Annotated in this window: 20 protein-coding genes; 12 read left to right on the top strand and 8 right to left on the bottom strand. The window is 61.8% G+C overall.

All coding sequences use genetic code 11. The features are described 5' to 3' along the window. Nucleotides 1–99: 99 nt before the first annotated feature. Nucleotides 100–3438: a DEAD/DEAH box helicase gene (locus ACQ4WZ_RS26400; RefSeq protein WP_436574849.1), complete on the top strand. Its 3339-nt coding sequence runs from the start codon at nt 100–102 to the stop codon at nt 3436–3438. Here the strand turns inward: ACQ4WZ_RS26400 and ACQ4WZ_RS26395 are convergent. Together ACQ4WZ_RS26395 and ACQ4WZ_RS26390 are read right to left on the bottom strand one after the other, a co-directional pair. Beyond that, the gene (locus tag ACQ4WZ_RS26395) at nt 3435–4835 is read right to left on the bottom strand and encodes a heavy metal sensor histidine kinase (RefSeq protein ID WP_436574848.1); all 1401 of its coding nucleotides are present in this window, start codon (nt 4833–4835) and stop codon (nt 3435–3437) included. The two genes, ACQ4WZ_RS26400 and ACQ4WZ_RS26395, sit on opposite strands and share 4 nt — an antisense overlap. Beyond that, complete coding sequence (locus ACQ4WZ_RS26390; RefSeq protein ID WP_436574847.1) at nt 4832–5542, bottom strand: heavy metal response regulator transcription factor; 711 nt, start codon at nt 5540–5542, stop codon at nt 4832–4834. The genes ACQ4WZ_RS26395 and ACQ4WZ_RS26390 overlap by 4 nt, the downstream gene beginning before the upstream one ends. Before the next feature lie 138 nt (nt 5543–5680). Here ACQ4WZ_RS26390 and ACQ4WZ_RS26385 point away from each other — a divergent pair, with 138 nt between their 5' ends. Both ACQ4WZ_RS26385 and uraH read left to right on the top strand, forming a co-directional pair. Continuing rightward, nucleotides 5681–6175 carry a GlcG/HbpS family heme-binding protein gene (locus tag ACQ4WZ_RS26385; RefSeq protein WP_101483161.1) on the top strand — a complete coding sequence of 165 codons (495 nt, stop codon included), beginning with the start codon at nt 5681–5683 and terminating at the stop codon, nt 6173–6175. Between the two features lie 11 nt (nt 6176–6186). Beyond that, nucleotides 6187–6597, top strand: coding sequence for a hydroxyisourate hydrolase (gene uraH / locus ACQ4WZ_RS26380; RefSeq protein ID WP_101483162.1), 411 nt, complete (start codon nt 6187–6189; stop codon nt 6595–6597). A 14-nt stretch (nt 6598–6611) separates the two neighbouring features. On the opposite strand, the gene ACQ4WZ_RS26375 is transcribed toward uraH, so the two are convergent. After that, the gene (locus ACQ4WZ_RS26375) at nt 6612–7310 is read right to left on the bottom strand and encodes a glutathione binding-like protein (RefSeq protein WP_436574846.1); all 699 of its coding nucleotides are present in this window, start codon (nt 7308–7310) and stop codon (nt 6612–6614) included. Between the two features lie 191 nt (nt 7311–7501). Between ACQ4WZ_RS26375 and ACQ4WZ_RS26370 the strand changes: the two genes are divergently transcribed. Beyond that, entirely contained in the window at nt 7502–7927 is a 426-nt protein-coding gene (locus ACQ4WZ_RS26370) for a hypothetical protein (RefSeq protein WP_436574845.1), read from the top strand. Nucleotide 7928: 1 nt separating this feature from the next. On the opposite strand, the gene ACQ4WZ_RS26365 is transcribed toward ACQ4WZ_RS26370, so the two are convergent. After that, a complete protein-coding gene (locus ACQ4WZ_RS26365; RefSeq protein WP_133989090.1) occupies nt 7929–9575 on the bottom strand; it encodes a methyl-accepting chemotaxis protein in 1647 nt (548 codons plus the stop codon). A gap of 290 nt (nt 9576–9865) precedes the next feature. On the opposite strand from ACQ4WZ_RS26365, the gene ACQ4WZ_RS26360 reads away from it, so the two are divergent. Both ACQ4WZ_RS26360 and ACQ4WZ_RS26355 read left to right on the top strand, forming a co-directional pair. Continuing rightward, nucleotides 9866–10294: an EamA family transporter gene (locus ACQ4WZ_RS26360; RefSeq protein ID WP_133989089.1), complete on the top strand. Its 429-nt coding sequence runs from the start codon at nt 9866–9868 to the stop codon at nt 10292–10294. Nucleotides 10295–10367: 73 nt separating this feature from the next. Next, complete coding sequence (locus ACQ4WZ_RS26355) at nt 10368–10733, top strand: hypothetical protein (protein ID WP_071075066.1); 366 nt, start codon at nt 10368–10370, stop codon at nt 10731–10733. 41 nt (nt 10734–10774) lie between these two features. Here the strand turns inward: ACQ4WZ_RS26355 and ACQ4WZ_RS26350 are convergent, their stop codons facing one another. Then, nucleotides 10775–11200, bottom strand: coding sequence for a hypothetical protein (locus ACQ4WZ_RS26350; RefSeq protein ID WP_436574844.1), 426 nt, complete (start codon nt 11198–11200; stop codon nt 10775–10777). 175 nt (nt 11201–11375) lie between these two features. Here ACQ4WZ_RS26350 and ACQ4WZ_RS26345 point away from each other — a divergent pair, with 175 nt between their 5' ends. Then, nucleotides 11376–12212, top strand: coding sequence for an AraC family transcriptional regulator (locus tag ACQ4WZ_RS26345; protein ID WP_133989087.1), 837 nt, complete (start codon nt 11376–11378; stop codon nt 12210–12212). A gap of 47 nt (nt 12213–12259) precedes the next feature. Here the strand turns inward: ACQ4WZ_RS26345 and folE are convergent, their stop codons facing one another. After that, nucleotides 12260–12826, bottom strand: coding sequence for a GTP cyclohydrolase I FolE (gene folE / locus ACQ4WZ_RS26340; protein WP_035822985.1), 567 nt, complete (start codon nt 12824–12826; stop codon nt 12260–12262). Nucleotides 12827–12900: 74 nt separating this feature from the next. Then, nucleotides 12901–13740: an NAD(+) diphosphatase gene (gene nudC, locus ACQ4WZ_RS26335; RefSeq protein ID WP_133989086.1), complete on the bottom strand. Its 840-nt coding sequence runs from the start codon at nt 13738–13740 to the stop codon at nt 12901–12903. A 292-nt stretch (nt 13741–14032) separates the two neighbouring features. Here nudC and ACQ4WZ_RS26330 point away from each other — a divergent pair, with 292 nt between their 5' ends. The 5 genes from ACQ4WZ_RS26330 (at nt 14033) to ACQ4WZ_RS26310 (ending at nt 22653) form a co-directional block, all read left to right on the top strand. After that, nucleotides 14033–16375, top strand: a complete 2343-nt coding sequence (locus ACQ4WZ_RS26330) for a catecholate siderophore receptor Fiu (protein WP_436574843.1) — start codon at nt 14033–14035, stop codon at nt 16373–16375. A 374-nt stretch (nt 16376–16749) separates the two neighbouring features. Next, entirely contained in the window at nt 16750–18063 is a 1314-nt protein-coding gene (locus ACQ4WZ_RS26325; protein WP_101483171.1) for a dicarboxylate/amino acid:cation symporter, read from the top strand. A 108-nt stretch (nt 18064–18171) separates the two neighbouring features. Further along, nucleotides 18172–19164 (top strand): porin, encoded by a 993-nt coding sequence (locus ACQ4WZ_RS26320; RefSeq protein ID WP_101483172.1) that lies wholly within the window; start codon nt 18172–18174, stop codon nt 19162–19164. A gap of 245 nt (nt 19165–19409) precedes the next feature. Beyond that, nucleotides 19410–21317, top strand: coding sequence for a sensor histidine kinase (locus ACQ4WZ_RS26315; RefSeq protein WP_101483173.1), 1908 nt, complete (start codon nt 19410–19412; stop codon nt 21315–21317). After that, complete coding sequence (locus ACQ4WZ_RS26310; RefSeq protein ID WP_133989084.1) at nt 21310–22653, top strand: sigma-54-dependent transcriptional regulator; 1344 nt, start codon at nt 21310–21312, stop codon at nt 22651–22653. The genes ACQ4WZ_RS26315 and ACQ4WZ_RS26310 overlap by 8 nt, the downstream gene beginning before the upstream one ends. On the opposite strand, the gene ACQ4WZ_RS26305 is transcribed toward ACQ4WZ_RS26310, so the two are convergent. Further along, entirely contained in the window at nt 22646–23392 is a 747-nt protein-coding gene (locus ACQ4WZ_RS26305) for a metallophosphoesterase family protein (protein WP_436574842.1), read from the bottom strand. The two genes, ACQ4WZ_RS26310 and ACQ4WZ_RS26305, sit on opposite strands and share 8 nt — an antisense overlap. Nucleotides 23393–23600 lie beyond the last annotated feature (208 nt).

Genomic DNA, 23600 nt, shown 5'->3' with positions numbered 1-23600 from the left:
CTTTTTTTGCGGCAAAGCCCGCGCAATAGGCGAAAGTGCAAAACACGCGCCGCGCATACGCTTTACAATCCTCGCTCGCTTTACAAAATATTGGTCATCATGAATCAGGCAGAACAGCAGCGCCTCCTGGCTATCCTGGAGTATTGGCACAAGATCGAATTCTTTATCCCGTTTGACCTGAATCAAATCACGGACGTTGAAGACCAGTCCACCGTGCGTATCCTGCAGCGCGAACAGCTGGCGCAATTGCCGCTGCAGTTCGCCACGCAATGGCAAATACCGTCCGACCGCGAGATCGACGGCTTTTCGCTGTTCCTCGGCGTCTTCGACAAGGCCGAAATCAACAAGGCTTGCCCACCGGCCAACGGCCCGGAAAACATTGCCGAAACAGAAAAAACAGAACTGCTGGGACGCTCGTGCTTTGCCCGCCTGAACCTCAATGCGCTGGGCGAGCCGCAGTTCGACCCCGTGTCCGTGTCGACCTTGCCATGGGCGCTGGGCCGCGTGCGCACGCCGGACTGGTCGGGCCTGAGCCTGGACGCCTTCAGCGACAGCCAGCTGGCGCTGCAAGACAGCTTGCGTAACTTCGCCGCCGCCCGTGCCCCGCAGCAAGTGACGGACGAGGCGGGCAATGTCTCATTTCCCCTCTCCGGCATGGAAATCGCGGCCCTGGCCGACCTGCTGCGGGACTGGGCCGGTTTCCACCCGTCCGCGGGCCAGCCGCTGGCCGTGCTGGAATTGCGCACGCGCAAGAAGCGCGCAGCAGTCTCGGAAACTGACCTGGCTGAGACCAGCCAGAACCGCAGCCTGGACTTTGGCAACGCGGTGGAACCATCGATAGATATCCTCAACAGTTTTTACCTCGATGACCTGGAACAGATCATCCGCGCCTTGCGCGGCGGCAAGTTGCCCGCGACTGTCGCCGCCTACCTGACGCCGCTGGCGCAAGATGAGCGCATCGACCTGTACAGCCCGGCCGGACGCCAGGCGCTGGCCGCCATGCTCAATCCGGGCAATATGAACCGCGGACACTGGCTGGAAGACGCCAGCTACGCCATGAGCCTGATGCAGCAATTCGCCATCCACGGCGCGCGCACGGGCTTGAGCGAGCGGGGCATCTTTTCCGTCAACGGCCCGCCGGGCACGGGCAAGACGACCTTGTTGCGCGAATTGTTCGCCGACAACATCGTGCGCCGCGCGGCCGTGCTGTCCTGCCTGGACCGCGCCGGCGACGCCTTCATCGGCAAGGTGGCCGTGGCCTTCGAAGGCGTGCGCGACCCCATCACCATCGCCCGTTTGCGCCCGGAACTGACGGGCTTTGAAATGGTCGTCGCCTCGTCGAACAATGCGGCGGTGGAAAACATTTCCGGCGATTTGCCAAAACCGAAACAGCTGGGCAAGGAATGGGCGCGCACGCGCTATTTTGAAAGCGTGGCGCGCCGGGTCGTGGCCGACGGCAATGGCGCCAACCGCGCTCTGGACGAAACCGAGGCGCCATGGGGCTTGATGTCTTGTGCGCTGGGCAATAGCGCGAACCGCCGCCGCTTCGTCAGCAATTTCTATGACGACGACTGGGACAAGAGCACAGCGCGCAAGACGCCGAACGCGCAGAATATCCGCCAATGGCTGGCCAGCTACCAGGGCGTCAGCTTCGCCCAGGCGGCGCGCGAGTTTCGCGAGACGGAACACGTGGTGGAAAAGGCCCTGGCCGAGCACGCTCAATACGCGGCCTTGTGGCAAGCCGTGGGCACGTGCACGGAAGCGGACTTCATCCAGGCCAGCCAGCAAGCGCTGATTGCTGCAGAGCAAGAGATGGATGCGGCGAATGGCGCCCTGTCCGGTGCGCTGGCACAGCAGGACACCTTGCTTGCCAGCAAGAAGGAATTGCTGGAAGAAGAACGCCTGGTGGCGCTGACGCAACCGGGTTTCTTTGCCCGTTTGTTCCGCACGGCACCGGCGCGTGCCTACAAGGAGGCCGTCGTCGCCAACGCCGAGGCGCAGCGCCAGGCCGCGCGCGACGTGTCCGCCATCAAGCTGCTGCTGAAAGGCGAATTGGAACCGCGCTGCGAGCGCGCCCGCAACAGCCTGCACATCGCCCTGCGCACGGCGCAGTCGCGTCAGCGCGAATGGGATGACAGCACGGAATTGCTGCGCCGCGCGCGCATGCGCTTTCCCACCATCATCGCCCCGGCGACCCTGGACGAGCTGGACGGCGACGCCCTGCAAATTGGCGGCCTGTGGCATGAACCGGCCCTGGCGCGCCTGCGCTCGCGCCTGTTCGCCAAGGCCCTGGCCCTGCATGAAGCATGGCTGGCCGAAGTGGCGAAAAAGGGGGGACCCGGCTTTGGCGGCAACTTGCTGGCCGTGTCAAAATTGCTGAAAAACAAGCGTGCCTACGACCAGTCGCACATCGCCATGGTGTGGCACAGCCTGTTCATGGTGGTGCCTGTCGTCTCGACCACGTTCGCCTCATTCGCGCGCCAGTTCCAGGGCATGGGCCCCGAATCGCTGGGCTGGCTCTTCATCGATGAAGCGGGCCAGGCCGTGCCGCAAGCGGCGCTGGGCAGCCTGTGGCGTGCCAAGCGTGCCGTCGTCGTGGGCGACCCGCTGCAGATCGAACCCGTGTTCACGGTGCCGGGCCGCCTCGTGCAAACCCTGTCCGCCCTGTCGCCGCACACGCAGGATGGCAGTTACGCGCCGACCTCCGTTTCCGTGCAGACACTGGCCGACAAGGCCAACCATTATGGCGCGCATATCGGCGCCAACAGCGCCCAGCCGCTGTGGATAGGCAGCCCCCTGCGCGTGCACCGGCGCTGCGTGGAACCGATGTTTTCGCTGGCGAACAGCATCGCCTATGAAGACAAGATGGTCTACGGTTTGAGCGAACGCACGCCGCCGGCCGGCGCGCTCGGCCTCACGCGGGGTCCGAGCCGCTGGATCGATGCCGTCGGCCCCGTCAGCTACAAGCAGGTGGTGCCCGTGCAACTCGATTTCGTGCTGGAAGTGCTGCTGAAACTGTATCGCCGCGACGGCAAGCTGCCCGATATGTATGTGATTACGCCATTCAAGGCCGTGCGCACCGAACTGCGCTCGCGCATCGTCGACATGGACTGGGACCGCCGCCTCGGCTATGGCAAGGCGCCGACCGCGCGCGAATTGCGCCAATGGAGCAGCCAGATGGTGGGCACCGTGCACACCTTCCAGGGCAAGGAACAAAGCGTGGTGATGCTGGTCCTCGGGGCCGACGACAGCACGGCGGGCGCCGCGCAGTGGGCGGCCAGTACGCCGAACCTGCTCAACGTGGCCCTGACGCGCGCGCAACATTACGTGTACATCGTCGGCAACCCGCTGCTGTGGGGGCAGTTGCCGCACTTTGCGCCAGCCTGCGCGCAACTGCCGCATACGGGCATGCATGAGTTCCTTGTAGAAATGACCTAAGCAGGGAAGGCCAAGGTAAACGTCGTGGCGGCCGCGTCGGATGCGACCGTTGCGCTACCGCCATGCAACTGCATGATGGCCGTGACGATGGCCAGCCCCAGGCCCGTGGAGGCGGCCGAATCGCTGCGGGCCGGGTCGGCGCGGTAGAAGCGCTCGAACAGGTGGGGCAAGTGACGCGCGGGGATGGCGGGACCGAGGTTGCTCACGCTGAGCGCCACGCCCCCGTTCGTCGCGTGCGAACGCAATAGAATAGTGCTGCCTGGTGCCGCGTGGCGGATCGCATTCGACAGCAGGTTACCGAGCGCGCGGCGCAGCAGCTGCGGCTCGGCCGTCACCGTGCCGCTGCCATGGCAAGCCAGCGCCAGGTCGCGCTCTTCGGCCAGGCCTTCAAAGAAATCGGCCAGCCTTAAAAACTCGTCCTGTACGGGCAAGGTCTGCTTGACGATCACCATCTCTTCCTGCTGCGCGCGTGCCAGAAACAGCATGCTGTCGATCATGCGCGACAGCCGTTCCAGCTCTTCCACATTCGACGACACCAACTGTTCATAGTCTTGCGCACTGCGGGGGCGGGCCAGCATCACCTGGCTTTGCCCCAGCAGATTGGTAACGGGCGTGCGGAATTCATGCGCCAGGTCGGCGGAAAATTGCGACAGCCGCGCATACCCTTCCTGCAGCCGCGCCAGCATGGCGTTCAGGGCCTGGATCAGGGGCAGCAATTCCGTGGGCGCATCGCGTGCCTCCAGCTGCTGCTCCAGCTTGCCGGGCCGCACGAGGGCAGCATGGGCGGCGATATTGCGCAATGGCCGCAGTCCCCGCAGCAGCATCACGCTGGCCAGTATTGCCGCCACCAGCGCGCTGACAGCCACGGATACGACGATCTGCCAGCGGTAGGCGGCAAACATCGCCGTGCGGTCGCCGTAGACGCGGGCCACGGAAATGTCGGCCATTTGCGCGGGATCGCCGATGCGCGCGCTGGCCGCCACGACCCTGGCCGGATAGCCGTCGCGGCTGGTCCAGCTGGCGATGTCGTTGGCCGTGACGGGCGCATCGACGGCCAGGGGAACCGCATGCACGACGTTCTCGCCATGTGGATTGACATCGATCAAACGCGTGCCATCGGCGCGCACGATGCGGACCAGGGAATTCTCTTGCCCGCTCATGGTGTCACGGAAATACTGGGGCCGCTCGCGGATGATATCCAGGGTGCCCGCATTGCCCAGCAACTGCTGGATTTGCCGCAGTTTTCCCAATAATAAAATGTCGTCGCGGCGCTCGATTTCCGCCACGAACGAGCGGTACAGATGCATGCCCAGCCCGGCCGACACGAGCGCCACGATCAGCACGAAGACGAGCGTCACGCGCAGGGTCAGCGAACGGCGCAGTTCCGCCAGCTTCATGTGGCGGCACCATCGTCGGAAGCCGTGGGCGCACGCAATTCGCAGACATAGCCCATGCCCCGCAAGGTGTGGATCAGCTTGGGTTCGAACGGATCGTCGAGCTTGCTGCGCAGGCGGCGGATGGCCGCGTCAATGACGTTGGTGTCGCTCTCGAAATTGATGTCCCACACTTGCGATGCGATGATGGAGCGTGACAACACCTCGCCCTGGCGGCGCGCCAACAAATGCAGCAAGCCGAATTCCTTGGCCGTCAGGGTGATGCGCTGGCCTTGCCGGCTGACCTTGCGTTTCATCACATCGATTTCCATGTCGCCGATGCGGATGACGTCATCTTCACGCGGTGGCCCGCGCCGCAGCAGAGTGCGTATGCGCGCCACCAGTTCGGCAAAGGCGAATGGTTTGACCAGGTAATCGTCGGCGCCCAGTTCCAGCCCTTTGACGCGGTCCTGCACTTCATCGCGCGCCGTGAGAAAAATCACGGGCACGTCCGCGCCGCCTTCCTGCAGCCGCAAAGCGCGCAAGACTTGCCAGCCATCCATGATGGGCAGCATGACGTCGAGCACGATCAAATCGGGGGCTTCTGTGCCGGCCATGTGCAGGCCGTCGCGGCCGTTGCGCGCCAGGCTCACCGTAAAACCGGACTCGGCCAGGCCGCGCAGCAAATAGTCGCCCGTCTTCGGTTCGTCTTCTATGACCAGGATGCGCATGGCGGCTTTCTAATGAGAATATAAAACCATTTTACGCCCCACGCCACGCGCTGCGGATGATAAAAATGTCATGCGGCGATCATCTTCTCGTAGGGCAACACTGGCCATACTGGCGCCACTTTATTCCATGAATGCCAGATGAAAACCCTGTTACTCGGCAGTACCCTGCTGTGCCTGCTGGCCGGCCCCGCACATGCGCAATTGCGCCGCATCGATGACCTGTCGCTGGCGGCGGCAAGCAAGCTTGCCGATGCGGCCATGGCCGCGTGCCAGGCGCAAGGCCGGCACATCGTCGTCACCTTATTGGACCGTGGCGGCAACATCGTCGCCGTGCAACGCGCCGATGGCGTCGGGCCGCACAACACGGAGGCGAGCCGGCGCAAGGCGTACACGGCCTTGTCCACCAAGAGCGACACCTACACGCTGTCCCTGGCAGCCCGCAACAATCCGGACATGCGCAATTTGACCAGCATGCCGGAATTGCTGCTGCTGGGCGGCGGCCTGCCGTTGATGGCCCAGGGCCAGGTGGTGGGCGCCATCGGCGTCGCGGGCGGCGGTGGCGCCCTGCCAGACCGCGCCTGCGCCCGGGCTGCGCTGGCCCTTGTTCCCGAACTCGATCTCCCCCCAACCTGAAAGTAACGACGATGACCTATCTGAAAAAAATCACTGCCGCCCTGGCCTTCGCCAGCCTGTCCAGCATGGCCCTGGCCGCCGCCAATCCCTTGAGCGTGCACATCCTCGACCTGCAGAGCGGCCAGCCGACGGCGGGCGTGACGGTCACGCTGGAGCAAAAGAAAGGGGAAGGCTGGCAACAGCTGGCCAGTGCCGTGACGAATGCGCAAGGGCGCATCGCGGCCATGTATCCGGCCGAGGCACCCATGCAGGCGGGCGACTACCGCATCGTGTTTAAAACAGGCGAGCACTATGCGCGCCTGAAACAGGAAACATTCTTCCCCGAAATCCCCGTGCAATTTCACGTGGAAAAGACTGACCAGCACTATCACATACCGCTGCTGCTCAGTCCTTTCGGCTTTTCCACGTATCGGGGTAACTGAGGGGGAAATTAAGCTCAGCCGAGCGTTTTCGCCGTCTGGCCGAACAGCACGCTTTTCGCGTCGCCGCTGACGGTGGGCTGCACGTTGATCTCGGCCGCGCGCGCATACGCGCGCACGGTGGCGGGACGGGCGGCAATGGCCGCGAACCAGCGCGCCAGGTGCGGGAAATCTTCCAGCTTCTGGCGCTGGCGCGCGTGCGGCACGATCCACGGATAAATCGCCATGTCGGCGATCGAATACGTGTCGCCGGCAACGAATTCGCGGTCGGCCAGGCGCTTGTTCAGCACGCCGTACAAGCGGTTCGTTTCATTCACGTAGCGCGTGATGGCGTAGTCGATGGGTTCGGGCGCATATTGCACGAAATGGTGGTTTTGCCCGGCCATGGGACCCAGTCCGCCCATTTGCCAGAACAGCCATTGCATCACCTCGGCGCGGCCGCGCACGTCTGCCGGCAGGAATTGCCCGCTTTTCTCGGCCAGGTATTGCAGAATGGCCCCCGACTCGAACAGGGACAGGGGCGCGCCGCCATCTTCCGGCGCCTGGTCGACGATGGCGGGGATGCGATTGTTCGGTGCGATGGCGAGAAATTCGGGCTTGAATTGCTCGCCCTTGCCGATATGTACGGGAATAATGTTGTAGGGGATGCCCGCTTCTTCCAGAAACATCGTCACCTTGTGCCCATTGGGCGTGGTCCAGTAATACAAGTCGATCATCGTCGTCTTTCAGCTCGTTGGCATAGGGTGGGCGTAACTATTGTCGCGCTGCAACTGGTGTGCATGGATATAATGCCACGTCAGCGAAAAACACGGCGGCGCGTGCCCCGTTTGCCTTATCAGCAAGCGCCCACACTCGCTGCAGCATTTATTTTTCCGCCATTCCTGAGTCCTATCAAAGAAAGCCGACCATGCGCAAACTCCTGATCGTCATGCTGTCCGTCCTGCTGTCAGGCTGTGTCCAGGACTTCGCCATCTATCTGTTCGATGGCCAGGACCATTCCCTGACCGTGCGCCGCCAGCAACGTTATTTTTGGCAAGATACCGTGGAAGTGCAGCTGATGGCCACCAATTTGCCGCAATGCCAACGTCTGCATATCCTGTCGACCGATGCACCCGCCGACATCAAGGTGGAGCTGTTTGCGGCCGGCGATGGCCTGTGGAATATCCGCATGGGCAAGCAGTTGTGGCAGGCGGAAACGACTACCTGCAATGCGCTGACGGAAATGGAAAACGACCCAAAAGCCGACCTGGGCCAGCCGGTCGGGCAATTCGTGGTCGTCGATGACAAGCTGGAATTCGAGCCGGCACCGCCAGCGGCGGCGCCAGCCCAGTAAATCAGCGCGCCGCCAGGCTGCGCTGCGGCTTTTTCGCCACGGCGCGTGGCGCGCCAGCCGAGCTTGCCGCGATGCGCGGCGCCGTCCCAGGCTCCTGCGCCGACAGCTTGAAGCGCGCCACCAGTTGCGCCAGCACGGCCGCCTGGTCCTGCATGCTGGACGCCGCTGCCGCCGCCTCTTCCACCAGAGCCGCATTTTGCTGGGTCACGCTATCCATTTCCGTGATCGCCTGGTTGACGTGGCCAATGCCCGTGCTTTGCTCATGCGAGGCGGCCGTGATGTCGGCCATGATGTCGGTCACGCGCGAGACGCTGGCGACCACCTGATCCATGGTCGTGCCCGCCTGGGCGACGAGCGTGCTGCCGGCCGCGATACTGTCGACGGAAGCGCCGATGAGTTCCTTGATTTCCTTCGCTGCGCCAGCGGATCTTTGGGCCAGATTGCGCACTTCCGACGCCACCACGGCAAAGCCGCGGCCCTGCTCGCCCGCGCGCGCCGCTTCCACCGCCGCGTTCAGCGCCAGGATATTCGTCTGGAAGGCGATGCCATCGATGACGCCGATGATGTCGACGATTTTGCGCGACGAGGCGTTGATGGTGTCCATGGTGCCGATCACTTGCGCCACCACGGCGCCACCCTGGCGCGCCACTGCCGAGGCGGACTGCGCCAGCTCATTCGCCTGCACGGCGTTGCCCGCGTTTTGTGTCACGGTCGAGGTCAACTCCTCCATCGAGGCCGCCGTTTCTTCCAGCGAACTGGCCTGCATTTCCGTGCGCGCCGACAAGTCCATATTGCCGCTGGCAATCTCACTCGATGCCGTGGCAATCGTTTCGGCGCTGTGGCGAATTTCGCTGATCGCGTCGACCAGGTTGGCCTGCATGGTTTTCATCGCATACAGCACGCTGTGGCGGTCGTTGGCATGCGTGCGCACGTTGCCGCTCAAGTCGTTGTTGGCAATCTTTTCCGCCACTTCGGCTGCATACTCGGGATCGCCGCCCAGCGCATGGCGCAGGCTGCGGTTGATCGCCACGACGACGGCGGCCAGCAGCGCACACACCAGCAACAGCACGCCCAGCGAGGTGAGCAGCGACTGGCGGAAGGCCGCGTCGATATCGTCCATGTAAACGCCCACCACCAGGGTCCAGGCCCACGGCTTGTAGGCCACCACGCGGCTCATCTTCGGCTCAGGATTTTTCTGGCCCGGACGGGGGAAATAATAGTGGACGAAACCCTTGCCCGCATCGCTCTTGCCGACGGCAACGATGTCGCGGTAGAGATAGGTGCCGTTGGCATCCTTGAAGTCCGCCATGTTCTTGCCGTTGGTTTGCGGCGCGGCGGGATTCATCACGACAACGGCATCGAGGTTGATAATGGACAAATAGCCGGTCTCGCCAAAACGCATGCTCTTGATGACGGCGGTCGCCTGCTTTTGCGCCTCTTCCTGCGTCAAGGCGCCGCTGGCGGCCAGGTCGCCGAACATCTTGACGGCGCCCAGGCCCAGGTCGGCGGCATTGCTCAGGTCAGCGCTGCGCTCTTCGATGCGGATCTTGCGAATTTCCAGGGCGTTGTAGACAAAAATAACGGTGATGCACAACAGGCTGCAAATCAGGGGGATCCATAACTTCTGCTGGAACGTCAATTTCTTCATGCTATGTCTCCAACTCTCTATTGTCCGGGGAAGGGGGCGTGGCCTGCTTCCAGCTCTGCAGGCCAGGAATGCGGCGGCGACGGTGCTCTGGCGGCACCGTTCAGACGTCTCCAGCATACGCTTGAACTACCGATATTTACAATGCTGGGAAGCAATGTTTTTTGCCCGGTGTTGTTAATGGGCTGCGACAATGGATGAGAATTGATGTTGCGTTGCAATAAAAATGTGGGCAGCGGCCGTCATTCTTTTACGCTACAGTCACTGCAATTGCTCACCGTGCAGGGAGTCCCATGTCAAGCACCTTTACCTGGCAAGGCTTTGCCATCCTGTCTGCCGTGTTTGCGGCCATGACAGCCATCCTGGGCAAGCTGGGCGTGGCCCATCTGAACAGCAACATGGCCACCCTGATACGCACGGGCGTCATCCTGCTGGTGACGGCGGCCATCATCTCGCTGCGCGCGGAATGGCAACGCCCCAGCGGCGGCAACTGGGTGGGCTGGACTTGCCTGATCGCTTCGGGCGTGGCCACGGGACTGTCGTGGCTATGCTATTTCCGCGCGCTGCAACTGGGTCCCGTCTCGCTGGTGGCACCCGTCGACAAGCTCAGCGTGGCGCTGGTGATGCTGGCCGGCTGGCTGGTCCTGGGCGAGCCGTTCACCCTGAAAGCGGCGGCCGGTGGCAGCTTGATCGTGCTCGGCTCGCTGATTTTGCTGCTGTAAAACATTCCACGGCACGCGGCGGCGCGCCTGTGTCAGAATGCACGCCGCATAGATCGATACACGAAAGAACAGCATGACCAAGAATGAAGCCATGAAACGCATCAACGACCGCCTGGGCAAACCTACCCTGACGGACAAGAACACGCATTTTGCCAGCGTCGCCAGCTATGGCACGGACGAAGGGTGGTGGTTGAAGATTCCCTTCCTGACCTTCAAGCAGGAATTGCACTTCATCCTCAACAATGAAAAGACGAAAAGCTTCCAGCACCTGAAAATCGGCGCCAACCAGATCCTCAGCCCCGGCATGAGGTTCCGCAGCACGGGCGGGGCGGCCGACGCCTTTATGTCGGCCTCGGCGCCGAAACGCCTGGTCGACTTGCTCGACGGCGGCAGCAAGTACAACTTCACCAAGCACTTCGTCAACGACTACCGCTACTGAAACATCTGAGCAAACCTGCTGCGCGGCGCGCTACGGTTTTGTCAGGTGCTCCTGCCATTGTTACCTTCCCTTGGCGGCAGCCAGGCCCTGATCAAATGCTGGGCGATGTCGAGCGCGTCGTCGCGGCTGGTGCCGAAATGCAGGGGATAGCCCCAGAACTGGCCGAACATGACGGCAAAGGTCTTGCCCGCCAAACGCTTGGCGGCGCTCGGTTCGACCAGTACCATGCCCTGGATATACGCGCGCAGGGCGGCCTTGTGCCGCTTCATCCACAGCACGGCGCGCTTGCGCTCTTCCTGCGGATGCGCATGCCCCTCCTCGTCCAGGCCGTCTTCGCTGAGAATGACAAACGCCTGCTGGCGCGCCAGCAGAGCCTCGAACTGGGTGAACAAGGCATCGTCGTGGCTGCTTGCCGTACTGTCGCGGTGCAGCCAGACGAGAGGGAAATCGGTAATATCGAGTTGCATGAGGGACTCCTTCAAAGGGGGGGGGGGATGCCGTTCCTCCTGGCCTTCATCAGAACACGGGCGGCGGCGGTTGCCGTTGAAGCGGGGCTGCGGATGCCCATACAATACCGTTGGCGGCATTGCGCGTCATTGCATAAAATAGCCACAATATTATTCAATCCAGCCAAAGTTCCCCATGCCTCATCTCCTCTTGCCCGACCTGCTGTCAACGCGGCTGGGCGCAGCCAGCGTCACCATCGATTTCGACGTCGATGGCGTGCTGCGTCCACTGCTGGCCGTGGGGCTGGCCAGCGTGCGCGAAGATGCGGAACAGGCGCCGCACCAGCACCGCAAGGGGCAGCTGCTGTATGCCACGCGAGGCGTGATTCATTGCGAAGTGGAAAGCGGCGTGTGGATCGTGCCGCCCCAGTGCGCCGTGTGGATACCGGGCGGCCTGATGCATGCGGCGCAGGGCGTGGGCGAGGCGGAATGCTATTGCCTGTTTGTCGAGCCGGCCACGGCACCAGCCCTGCCCGTCGTCTGCTGCACCGTGGCCGTCTCGCCCTTGCTGCGCGAACTGATCGCCAAGGCAGCCTGCTTTCCCACCTTGTACGCACTGCACGGGGCGCAGGAACGCCTGGTGGCCACCCTGCTCGATGAGCTGGCAGCCGCGCCCGTGGAAGACTTGCATTTGCCGATACCGCGCGACGCGCGCCTGCGCCGCCTGGCCGCCATGCTGCTGGCGCAACCGTCCGATAAAAGCACCCTGGCCGAATGGGCCAGCCGCATCGGCATGAGCGAGCGCAGCATGACACGGCAGTCACTGGAGGAAATGGGCATGAGCGTGGGCCGCTGGCGCCGGCAATTGCATGTCATCCTTGCCTTGCAAGGGCTGGCGCAAGGCCACAGCGTGAAAGCGGTGGCGTTGGAACTGGGCTATGAAAATACCAGCGGTTTTGTCACCATGTTCCGCAAGGCGGTGGGCAAGCCGCCGGCGCGCTATCTGGCGGAACGGGAATCCGGACGCGCATAAAAAAAGGCGGCATATGCCGCCTTTGTCCTGCATTATCACTCAAATCATCACACTTCTCGCGCCAGGGCGAGGAATTCCGTGCGCAGCGCCAGGTTAGGCTGCATCTCGCCCAGCATGGCCGAGGTGATGGTTTCTTCGCCCGGCGTGCGGATACCGCGGCTTTCCATGCACAGGTGACGGCAGCGTACGACCACGCCCACCGACTTCGGTTCCAGCACTTCCATCAGGGCATTGGCGATCTGCATCGTCATGCGTTCCTGCACTTGCAGGCGCTTGGAGAAGCAATCGACGAGGCGCGTCAGTTTCGACAGGCCGACGATCTTGCCGTTAGGCACATAACCGATGGTGGCCTTGCCAAAGAACGGCGCCAGATGGTGTTCGCAATGGCTGTAGACGGGAATGCCGCGCACGACGATCAGCTCGTTATACTGTTCCGCGCCATCTTCAAAGGCTTTCAACAAGTCCACCGGATCCTGGCCATAGCCGGACGTCCAGTGCTTCCATGCCTTGGCCACGCGCGCCGGCGTTTCCAGCAAGCCAGGACGCTGCGGATCTTCACCAAAGCTGCTGATCAGCCGGCGCCAGTCGTTTTCGGAGAATTCTTCTTGAGACATGCTAAACCACCCTAAAATTTTCAATTGCCGCCAGTATATAGAAAATGCGGCAAGCTGCCCGGGCAGCCCTTGCTTTACGACACTGCCGGCGGGCGGTGCGCTCTCACCAGCAGCGCGGAAATCGACACGCTGGAACTCGCTTCCGGCCAGGCATCGCCGGGGCCGAACCAGCGCGCTTCGGCGATCTCGTTTTCGTCCAGGCGGATCTCGCCATCGAGGTAATCGGCCGTAAACGCGATCATCAGCGAATGGGGAAACGGCCAGGACTGGCTCATGAAGTACTGCAAGTTGTGCACGCGCAAGCCGACCTCTTCCATCACTTCGCGGTGCACGGCTTCCTCGATCGATTCGCCCGCTTCCAGGAAACCGGCCAGCGGGCTGAAACGCTGCGACGGCGAATGCTTGTGCATGGCCAGCAGCACGGAATCGCCCTTGCGGATCAGCACCATCATGGCCGGCGAAATGCGCGGATACGCCAGCATGCCGCAGGCGGCGCACGTAAAGCAGCGTTCGCCACGCGTGCGCAGCATGGGCGCGGCGCACACGCCGCAATGACGGTGCGTGCGCGCCCACTCGGCCAGCTGCACAGCACGGCTGGCAAGGCCCAGGAAGGCATCGTCGACGGCATTGAATAGCGAGCGCATGCCGTGCCAGGCCAGGGGGCCAGCAGCAGGCAAGGCGTCGTCATCCGTCCAGACAGTCTGGCAATAACGGCCCTGCCACAGGCCCACGGGCTGCGCGCGGCTCAAGTCAATATCGAGCGCGGCCGCCTCGGCGGCAGTGGGCAGGGTCAGCTCGGGCGTACGCAACAGCAAGCGCCCGCGGTGAAAGACAAATGTCAGCGTCTCGGTGGCGGCCGGGGCCGGTTCAGGCGCATCAATCAGGGGCACAAAGGCATCAGGAGTCTGCAGCATGCTGGAAGTCAGTTTGTAAAGGTTGCTCATCATACTCCCGCTGCCATACGCTTGCGCGCATAGCAGCGGCCGGAGCGCAAAGCAAGCATTCATGCGCCAGGACAGTGTTTTTTTCGCGGTACACCTGATCCGTTGCGTAAACGATACTGATAACGATTCTCATTTACGAAATAGCGCCAAGTTATTACAATAACGCCTCCCGTCTCCATCGCCAGCCACTTGTCCGCGTGCCCAAGCACAGCGGCGCAGAGCCAGCCAGGAACCACTACCCTGACCTTATCGAGAGAGCAAGATGGCAATCAAGAGCCGCAAACACGCCCCTACCCGTTTCAACCAGCACATCGGCGCCGCGCTGGCCGTGATGCTGCTGCCCGTCGCCGCCCAGGCGGCCGACCCGGCCGGCCAAAGTGCCCCGGCATCGCAGCAAACCCTGAACGAAATCAAGGTCGTGGGCTCCAAGGAAAATGATTTCAAGGCCGAAAAAGCCTCGTCGCCGAAATACACGGAAGAGCTGGTCAATACACCGCAAACCATCGTCGTGATCAAGAAGGAATTGATCGAACAGCAAGGCGCGCTGACACTGACGGATGCGCTGCGCAACACGCCGGGCGTAGGCACTTTTTTCCTCGGTGAAAACGGCAACACCAACACGGGCGACGCCGTCTACATGCGTGGTTTCGACTCGTCGGGCAGCATCTATGTCGATGGCGTGCGCGACGTGGGTTCCATCTCGCGCGACGTCTTCAACATCGAACAGATCGACGTGCTGAAGGGCCCGGCGGGCACGGACAGCGGCCGCGGTTCGCCCACCGGTTCGATTAACCTGGTCAGCAAGACGGCCACCATGGAAAACAAATTCAATTCGCTGCTGACCGCGGGTAGCGGCAAGCAAAAACGCGCCACGGCCGACTGGAACCGCATCCTCGACAGCGACTCCGGCACGGCATTGCGCCTGAACCTGATGACGCAGGACAGCGGCGATCCGGCGCGCGATGAAGTCAAGAACAAGCGCTGGGCCTTCGCGCCCACCGTCACCTTCGGCATCGGCAAGCCGACGCGCATCACTGCCAGCTATCTGCACGTGGACCAGAACAACGTGCCCGACGGCGGCGTGCCCACCATCGGCTTGCCAGGCTATTCGACGCCGGATGTCGCCACGAAGGATAAACCGGTCATCCGTAGCTACCTGAACAGCGCTGCCAAGGTCGATCCGAAGAATTTCTACGGCTCCACTGGGGACTACAACAAGGTCAAGGCCGACATGGGCACCCTGCGCATCGACCATGATTTCTCGCCCAACGTGCAGCTCCAGAACACCACGCGCTACGGCAAGACCAAGCAGGACTACCTGCTGACGGCCTTCATGGGCAACACCGCCAACCTGAATACGGAAACGAACGGGGTGAGGAGAGATCCTGCGACCTGGACCCTGGCGCGCTCGCTGCGCACCGTCAAGGACCAGGAAAACACGATTTTGACCAACCAGACCGTGGTCAGCGCACAATTCGACACGGGCGTGCTGAAGCATTCCGTGGTGGCGGGAGCCGAGTTCACCAGCGAAAAGCAGACCAACTACAGCTATGTGCCCGCCAGCCTGGGCAGCTTGCCGGCAGCAAACCTGTACCACCCGAACCCGCGCGACACCGTCACCGGCCACAACCCCGTGCGCAGCGGCGCTTTCACCGAAGGCGAAGTCAACACGCAAAGCCTGTATGTCTTCGACACCGTCAAGTTCGGCGACAAGTGGCTATTCAATGGCGGCGTGCGTTTCGACCATTTCAACACCACCTATGACGCCGTCACCCTGCAAACGGCCGTGACTGCTCCCGCAGTACAGCCATTGCCAGTGGGCACGCCGATTCCTACCCATCTGACCCTGAGCGACACCTTGGCCAACGGCAAGATCTCGGCCATGTACAAGCCGACGCCGGACAGCAGCGTCTACGCCTTGCTGGCCACATCGAAAGCGCCGCCTGGCGTCAACTTCGCCCTGAGCAGCGGCGCCAGCAGCGCGCAAAACCCGAACTATGACCCGCAGGAAACCGTCACCAAGGAAATCGGCACCAAGTGGGACTTCCTGAAGCAAAAACTGTCGTTCTCGGCCGCCGTCTACCAGACCACCGTCAAGAATGAAGTGGAACAAGATCCGGTAATCCCCACCATTTATTACCAGACTGGCAAGAAGCGCGTGGAAGGCCTGGAACTGGGCGTGGTGGGTGAGATCATGCCGAACTGGCTGGTCAGCGCCGGCTACACGCGCATGAATACCAAGGTCGAGTCGGGCAAGGTCGTCACGGCCAGCGGCGTCAATAACCTCAGCTACACGCCAAAACAGGCGTTCACCAGCTGGACCTCGTACACCCTGCCGTTCGGCCTGAAGATCGGCGGCGGCGCGCGTTACGTGGGTGAAATGCTGCGCGGCACCGATGGCGCCGTCGGCACGCCTGCCCGCGTGGATGCCTACTGGGTCTTCGACGCCATGGCGACCTATACCGTCAACAAAAACCTCGACTTGCAGTTGAACGCCTACAACCTGGCCGACAAGACCTATGTGGCGGCCATCAACAAGTCAGGTTTCCGCTACACCCCGGGCCAGCCCCGCTCGTTCAGCCTGACGGCGAATATCAAGTTCTAAGCACGCATTGCGCCATATCAAGCCCCTCTACGGAGGGGCTTTTTTATTGTCCTGATAATCTTGTCTTTTTGCCGCACCGCCACCCTGCCGCGACTAGCGTATGAAAAGTCATACAGCGATAGCCCGCGGCGTCCAATATTTCGCGCAAGAACGCCGAATTGCTACATCCTGACAACAAAAAAGCTACCTTAAATCAACAACTTAAGAAGTTAGAACCCAAATTCTCATTTCAGGCATATCCTTTGCTATGTACAGGTTTTGCTGCAAATAATCGCTAGCACGCAAGGGCTTGTTTTTGAGAAATATTGACTCCAAGCTTGAGTTGCTCGCTATCAATAATCCGCTCACAGCGGCGTTTCACCGGAGGAGTCAACATGAAAAAGAAACGGCCATTAACCCTGTACATCCTGATTGCCATGATCCTCGGCATTGCCGTCGGTTATGGATGCAACACCGCCTTCCCTGATGCCAAGCTCAGCGCTCAGATCGCTGGCAATATTTCCATCGTCACCGACGTCTTCTTGCGCCTGATCAAGATGATCATTGCGCTGCTGGTATTTTCCACCCTGACAGTCGGTATTGCCCACATGGGCGACGGCAAGACAGCGGGCCGCATCGGCTTGAAAGCCATGTGCTGGTTCGTGGTCGCCTCGCTGGTTTCGCTGGCGCTGGGCATGGTGCTGTCGAACCTGATGCAGCTGGGCACCAACCTGGGCTTGCCATTGCCGGACGTACACGCATCGACCAATTTGAAAACGGCCGCCTTCACCTTGAAAGATTTCTTCACGCATCTGGTGCCGAAGTCGCCGATCGAGGCCATGGCCAACAATGAGATCCTGCAAGTGCTGGTATTCTCGATCTTCTTCGGCGGCGCACTGGCCGGCCTGGGCGAATCGGGCAAGACCCTGACGGCCGTCGTCGACCAGCTGGCACAAGTCATGCTGCGCATCACCGGCACCATCATGAACCTGGCCCCGCTGGCCGTGTTCGCCGCCATGGCATCCGTCATCACTACCCACGGCCTGGGCGTGCTGGTCACGTTTGCCAAGTTCATGGGCGGCTTCTACCTGGGCCTGATATGCCTGTGGGCCCTGCTGATCGGCGCCGGCTTTGTCGTCATCGGCCCACGCATCTTCAAGCTCGTCGGCCTGATCCGCGAACCGTTCCTGCTGGCATTCTCGACGGCCAGTTCGGAAGCGGCCTATCCAAAACTGCTGACGGCGCTCGACCAGTTCGGCGTGGACCGCAAGATTTCCAGTTTTGTATTGCCAATGGGCTACTCCTTCAATCTCGATGGCTCGATGATGTACTGCACCTTCGCCGTCCTGTTCATTGCGCAAGCCTACGGTATCGACCTGTCGATCGGGACGCAGATCACCATGCTGCTGCTGCTGATGCTGACCTCGAAAGGCATGGCCGGCGTGCCGCGCGCTTCGCTGGTGGTGATTGCCGCTACCCTGAACCAATTCAATATTCCGGAAGCGGGCTTGCTGCTGCTGATGGGTGTCGACCAATTCCTCGACATGGGCCGTTCGGCCACCAACGCGGTCGGCAATGCCGTCGCCACGGCCGTCGTCGCCAAGTGGGAAGGTGGCCTGGCCACCGAGGAAGAAGCAGCTGCGGCCAACGCCGCCAACCAGAACACGGAAAGCCATTGGGGCGAAGCTGACCACGCTAGCAAAGCCTGATAGCGCCATGGCCCGCCACAAGCGGGCCATTTATTTGTTGTCCATGTTGAGTAACAAGCAGTCAGGTAGTGCGATCAGTAGTCATTCCAACTTATTAGAGAGATTTTCATGAAAAAAGTCCTGTTTACCCTGCTGGCCCTTGGCGCAGCTTCCGGCGGCGCATTGGCTCAATCCAGCGTGACCATCTATGGCGTGGCTGACGCCGGCCTGGTGTTCGACAAGGATGCAGCCGGTGACCGCCTGAACCGCGTCGCTTCCGGCGTCGCCTCGGGCTCGCGCATCGGTTTCAAAGGCAAGGAAGACCTGGGCGGTGGCCTGGCCGCTACCTTCGTGCTGGAAAGCGGTTTCAATATCGACACCGGCACCTCGGGCCAGGGCGGCCTGCTGTTCGGCCGCCAGGCGTATGTCGGCCTGACCGGCAGCGCCGGCGCCGTCACCCTGGGCCGCCAGTACTCGCCGTACTACCTGGCCCTGCGCGACGTGGCCGATCCGTTTGTCATCGGCCTGGCCGGCACGGCATCGAACCTGATGGTGACGAATATCCGCGTCGATAACATGGTGCAATACACCACGCCGACCTGGAGCAAGCTGTCGGCCGACCTGGCGTATGGCTTTGGCGAAGTGGCCGGCGACAATGCGAAAAACCGCAGCATGGGCGGCGCCGTGCATTACATCGACGGCCCGCTGAACGTGACCCTGACGCACCACCGCAAGGAAAATGCGCTGGCGACCGCCCAAACGCGCAACACCCTGCTGGCCACGCGCTACGACTTTGGCGTGCTGCAAGGTAACTTCGGCTACGCCGACAACCGCGCCATCGACAACAGCAAGAGCAACGACATCCTGGTCGGCTTCAGCGCCCCGTTCGGCGCCACCAAGCTGGTCGCGTCGTACATCCGCCACAACGACAAGAGCAATGCAAACCGTGACGCCCAGCAGTGGGCCATCGGCGCGTTCTACGCCCTGTCCAAGCGCAGCGACCTGTACACCGGTTACGGTCACATCAGCAACAAGAACGGCGCTACCTTCGTCGTTGGCAATGCCACCGACAATGGCACCGGCAACAGCGGTTTCAACTTAGGCATGCGCCACACTTTCTAAGGACGTCGGCCAAAATTTACTGCGCGGCGCGCTTTGCGGCCGGCGATGCTCACCGTACGGAAGTACGGTTGCGCTTCTCGGCCACAAATCACTGCCGCTCACTACGATTTTGTCGGACGTCGTGATGTTCGTGAAATATGCGTCAAGCACGCTGCTGGCCGCCGGATTACTTTCCGGCGGCTTTTTTTATATTGAGATCATCAAGATGCGATACTGTGGGTTCTTGCAAGTTGGTAGCTGATTTTATGCATAGCAGTAACAAACCCTCCCTTTCCTGGCGCCAGCGCCTGTCGCAACGGTCGGGCCGCGAAACGCTGGCCTGGGGCGTGGTGCTGGCCGCCTGCCTGGCCACCGTGTGGCTCGTGTATTTCTGGACGGAACGCATCGCCATTGGCAAACTGCAAGCCAGCGGCGCACAGCGCCTGGAGGTGTATGTCAGCAGCCTGGAAAATGCGCTGGAAAAATACGACTTCCTGCCCAAGACCCTGGAGCTGAACCGCGACGTGATCCGTTTGCTGCAGCACCCGGAAGACCCGGTGCTGGTCGATACGGTCAACCATTACCTCGAGCAAATGAACGCCCAGGCGAAATCCTCGACCATTTTCATCAGCAACCTCGACGGCAACACGCGGGCCGCCAGCAACTGGCAGCAGCCAGACAGCTTTATTGGCGACAATATCTCATTCCGCCCCTACGCCCAGGATGCGCTACGCGGCACGCCGGGCCGCTTCTATGGCGTGGGCACGACGCGCCTGGAGCCCGGCTACTTCTTTGCCCATGGCATCTACCAGAATGGCCACATGCTGGGCCTGGCTACCGTAAAGGTGAACCTGGAAACCCTGGAAAAACGCTGGGTGCAGGGCGCGGACAAGGTCATGCTGGCCGATGAGCACGGCGTGATCTTCCTGAGCTCCATGGCGGACTGGAAATACAAGACGCTGGCACCGCTGTCGCCCGCCATCGTCGAGGAACTCAACCGCACGCGCCAGTATTACTCGAAGCAGCTCGAAGCGATCCCCTTCGTTTCCGACCGGCAGTTGGGCAATGGCGCGCGCGTGATCAGCGTGCGCGAGCAGGAACATGCCGATACGCCACCAAAGACCAGCTCCAGCGTCATGACGCAGATCAAGCTGAAGTCGCCGCAAGGCTGGACCTTCATCTATTTGTCCGACCTGGCACAGGCGAAAGCCAGCGCGCGCGCGGCGGCCGCCTTCTCGTGCGTGCTGCTGGGCTTTTTCATGCTGCTGTTCTTTTACCTGCGCCAGCGCCGCGCGGCCGTGGCGCAAAAATTGCGCGCCCGCGAAGACTTGCAGCATGCCTACGACAACCTGGAAGCCATGGTCGAGGAACGCACCTCGGAACTCAATGCCATGACACAAAGCCTGAGCCAGGAAATCGAGGTACGCAGCAAGGCCGAGCAGAAACTCCACATCACGCAGAATGAACTTTTCCAGGCCGGCAAGATGGCCGTGCTGGGGCAGATGTCGGCCAGCATCACGCATGAATTGAACCAGCCACTGACGGCGCTGCGCACCATGTCCGATAATGCCGTCATCCTGCTCGAGCGGGGGCGGCTCGACGACGCGCGGCGCAACCTGGCGAAGATCTCGCAAATTGCGGCCAGGATGGGGACCATTACGGGTCAATTGAAGATTTTTGCGCGAAAATCAACGACCAGCCTGACCTCCGTATCGATACCCACGGCGATCAGCAACGCCCTGTTCCTGGTCGAGCGCCGGCTGCAGGTTGAAAATGTGCGTTTCACCCTGCAACTGCCGCCCGAAGACATCTTCGCCATGTGCGAAAGCAACCGCCTGGAACAGGTGCTGGTGAACCTGTATGCGAACGCACTCGATGCCATGAATGGCAGCGACGTGCGCAGCCTGCGCGTGTCCGTCGAATGCACGTCGGAGCACGTCCTGATCCACGTGGCCGACACGGGGCCGGGCCTGTCGACGGAAGTGTATGAACACCTGTTCGAACCGTTCTTCACAACAAAACCGCAAGGACTGGGACTGGGCCTGGGACTGGCCATTTCCGAACAGATCACGCGCCAGTTCGGCGGCGTGCTGCGCGCCGAAAACGCCCCCGGCGGCGGCGCCATCTTCACCATCGAACTACAGATTGCAACGCAGGAGGAAAAACATGTTTGACGGCTTGAAGGTCCTGCTGGTCGAAGACGACCCCACCGTACGCGAAGGCAGCGAGCAGGCATTGCAGTTGGCCGGCCTGGACGTGCTGGCGTTTCACTCGGCCGAGCTGGCCTATAAACTGCTGACGCCGGATTTTCCCGGCATCGTGGTCAGCGACGTGCGCCTGCCCGGCATGAGCGGCCTGGAATTGCTGCAAGCGGTCAAGACACTCGATGCCAACCTGCCCGTGATCCTCGTCACGGGCCATGGCGACATCACCATGGCCGTGCACGCCATGCGCACGGGCGCCTACGATTTCATCGAAAAACCGTATTCATCTGACCAGCTGGTCGATGTCATCCTGCGCGCGCTGGAAACGCGGCGCCTGACCCTGGAAGTGCACAGCCTGCGCCGCCAGCTCGAGGACGGCGGCGGCATCGAAGCGCGCTTATTGGGAAATTCCGTGGCGATGCGCGACATACGGCGTTTGATACTCGACGTTGCCGACGAACCAGCCGACGTACTGATCTATGGCGATACCGGCACGGGCAAGGAAATGGTGGCCCGCTGCCTGCACGACTTCAGCCACCGCCGCAAGCACAACTTCGTCGCCGTCAACTGCGGCGCGATTCCCGAAAGCATTTTCGAGAGCGAAGTCTTCGGCCACGAACCGGGCGCATTCACGGGCGCGGCCAAGCGGCAGGTGGGCAAAATAGAGCACGCGGACCAGGGCACTTTTTTCCTCGACGAAATCGAAAGCCTGCCCCTGTCCTTGCAAGTGAAATTGCTGCGCGTGTTACAGGAACGCTATATCGAACGGCTCGGTTCCAACGTGCCCACGCCCGTCGATGTGCGCGTCATCGCAGCGGCCAAACTGGACCTGGAAGACTTGTCGCAGCAGCAGAAATTCCGCAGCGACCTGTACTACCGCCTGAATCTGATCGTGCTGCATCTGCCACCTTTGCGCGAACGGCGCGAAGACATTCCCATCCTGTTCGAGCACTTCGTGCTGGCCGCCGCCGCCCGCTACAACCGCACCGCGCCCGTGGTCTCCAGCGCGCAGATGCGCAGCCTGATGGCCCATTCCTGGCCGGGTAATGTGCGCGAGCTGCGCAATATCGCCGACCGCTTCGTGCTGGGTATCGCCGGTGGCGCCTCGAGCCTGCTGGCGGGCAGCCAGGCCAGTCCCTTGTCGCTGGCGGAGCAAGTGAACGGCTTCGAACGTGCATTGATTGAGCAGGAACTACGCGCATATTCCGGCAACGTCAGCGAAGTGAGCACGGTGCTCGGCTTGCCGAAACAGACCTTGTACCACAAGATGCAGAAGTACAATCTGGTGGCCGAAGAGTTCAGGTAGGCACGCCGACACGGCCCGTGCGCAGAGGCACGACCCAGTCGGGCCGGCCGTTCGCCAGCGCCAGCCGGGCCGCTGTTTCCCAGTCATACGCCACCGCATGCAACTGCGCTGCCCAGGCGCCATCGGCGTCCTGTTCAACGATGGCATAGCGCGCATGCGGCGTGCCGTTTTCCATCACGTGCGGATAACCATGGTCGTCGTCGTAGGCTTGCAAGCCGACGCTGCCCGGGTTGACGATCAGCCGTCCATCGGCCAGGCGTACCTGGCGCGGCATATGCGTGTGCCCGCACAGGATCAATGCCGCGTCCGCCGTCCCGGCGCGTTCGGCCACCTCTTCCGGCGTAGCCGCGCGGCTGCCTTGCGGCGTCACGCTGTCGAGAAAATACACGAGGTCGCTTTGTGGCGTGCCATGCACGAGCAGCACATCGGGGCGCAAGCGCAAGGTGGCGGGCAGCGCGTCTATCCACGCGAGTTGTTCGGGCAACAGCTGCGCGCGTGCAAAGGCATCAGAGACACCCATGCGGACCGGGTCACCGAACAACTGGCGTTCGTGGTTGCCGCGGATGGTGGGCAAGCCGAGACCCATCAGGCGCGCCGCCGTGGTGCGCGGCTGCAGATGGCCCGAGACGATATCGCCCAGGTTGACGGTGACGTCGACCCCGTGGCGGGCGATGTCGGCCAGCACGGCCTCCAGTGCGTCCAGGTTGCCGTGGATATCGGAAATGGCGGCGATTCTCATGCAATGTCTCCTCTTCTTGCACACCATTCTGCACGCGTCCAGCGTTGCAGACAATGTCAGCACACAGAAATCAGCCCGGCAAGCGGGGCGGGTTCAGCTACCAGTTATTACGCATAGTAGGACAAATCCGACGGTAATTTGCGCCGTGCGGCTACGTGATTCAAATGTAACAATTGCTACCATTTCCTCATTGCATTAACCCGTAGGC

The organism is Janthinobacterium darwini, assembly GCF_051380905.1.
GTDB lineage: Bacteria > Pseudomonadota > Gammaproteobacteria > Burkholderiales > Burkholderiaceae_D > Janthinobacterium.
The sequence above is the reverse complement of the archived record's forward strand: the minus strand, read 5'-3'. Positions and strand labels throughout refer to the sequence as shown.

Excerpts from the sequence above, each read along its gene's own strand:
- ACQ4WZ_RS26400 (WP_436574849.1), top strand. The coding sequence starts at position 100 with ATGAATCAGGCAGAACAGCAGCGCCTCCTGGCTATCCTGGAGTATTGG.
- ACQ4WZ_RS26395 (WP_436574848.1), bottom strand. The coding sequence starts at position 4,835 with ATGAAGCTGGCGGAACTGCGCCGTTCGCTGACCCTGCGCGTGACGCTC.
- ACQ4WZ_RS26390 (WP_436574847.1), bottom strand. The coding sequence starts at position 5,542 with ATGCGCATCCTGGTCATAGAAGACGAACCGAAGACGGGCGACTATTTG.
- ACQ4WZ_RS26385 (WP_101483161.1), top strand. The coding sequence starts at position 5,681 with ATGAAAACCCTGTTACTCGGCAGTACCCTGCTGTGCCTGCTGGCCGGC.
- uraH (WP_101483162.1), top strand. The coding sequence starts at position 6,187 with ATGACCTATCTGAAAAAAATCACTGCCGCCCTGGCCTTCGCCAGCCTG.
- ACQ4WZ_RS26375 (WP_436574846.1), bottom strand. The coding sequence starts at position 7,310 with ATGATCGACTTGTATTACTGGACCACGCCCAATGGGCACAAGGTGACG.
- ACQ4WZ_RS26370 (WP_436574845.1), top strand. The coding sequence starts at position 7,502 with ATGCGCAAACTCCTGATCGTCATGCTGTCCGTCCTGCTGTCAGGCTGT.
- ACQ4WZ_RS26365 (WP_133989090.1), bottom strand. The coding sequence starts at position 9,575 with ATGAAGAAATTGACGTTCCAGCAGAAGTTATGGATCCCCCTGATTTGC.
- ACQ4WZ_RS26360 (WP_133989089.1), top strand. The coding sequence starts at position 9,866 with ATGTCAAGCACCTTTACCTGGCAAGGCTTTGCCATCCTGTCTGCCGTG.
- ACQ4WZ_RS26355 (WP_071075066.1), top strand. The coding sequence starts at position 10,368 with ATGACCAAGAATGAAGCCATGAAACGCATCAACGACCGCCTGGGCAAA.
- ACQ4WZ_RS26350 (WP_436574844.1), bottom strand. The coding sequence starts at position 11,200 with ATGCAACTCGATATTACCGATTTCCCTCTCGTCTGGCTGCACCGCGAC.
- ACQ4WZ_RS26345 (WP_133989087.1), top strand. The coding sequence starts at position 11,376 with ATGCCTCATCTCCTCTTGCCCGACCTGCTGTCAACGCGGCTGGGCGCA.
- folE (WP_035822985.1), bottom strand. The coding sequence starts at position 12,826 with ATGTCTCAAGAAGAATTCTCCGAAAACGACTGGCGCCGGCTGATCAGC.
- nudC (WP_133989086.1), bottom strand. The coding sequence starts at position 13,740 with ATGCTGCAGACTCCTGATGCCTTTGTGCCCCTGATTGATGCGCCTGAA.
- ACQ4WZ_RS26330 (WP_436574843.1), top strand. The coding sequence starts at position 14,033 with ATGGCAATCAAGAGCCGCAAACACGCCCCTACCCGTTTCAACCAGCAC.
- ACQ4WZ_RS26325 (WP_101483171.1), top strand. The coding sequence starts at position 16,750 with ATGAAAAAGAAACGGCCATTAACCCTGTACATCCTGATTGCCATGATC.
- ACQ4WZ_RS26320 (WP_101483172.1), top strand. The coding sequence starts at position 18,172 with ATGAAAAAAGTCCTGTTTACCCTGCTGGCCCTTGGCGCAGCTTCCGGC.
- ACQ4WZ_RS26315 (WP_101483173.1), top strand. The coding sequence starts at position 19,410 with ATGCATAGCAGTAACAAACCCTCCCTTTCCTGGCGCCAGCGCCTGTCG.
- ACQ4WZ_RS26310 (WP_133989084.1), top strand. The coding sequence starts at position 21,310 with ATGTTTGACGGCTTGAAGGTCCTGCTGGTCGAAGACGACCCCACCGTA.
- ACQ4WZ_RS26305 (WP_436574842.1), bottom strand. The coding sequence starts at position 23,392 with ATGAGAATCGCCGCCATTTCCGATATCCACGGCAACCTGGACGCACTG.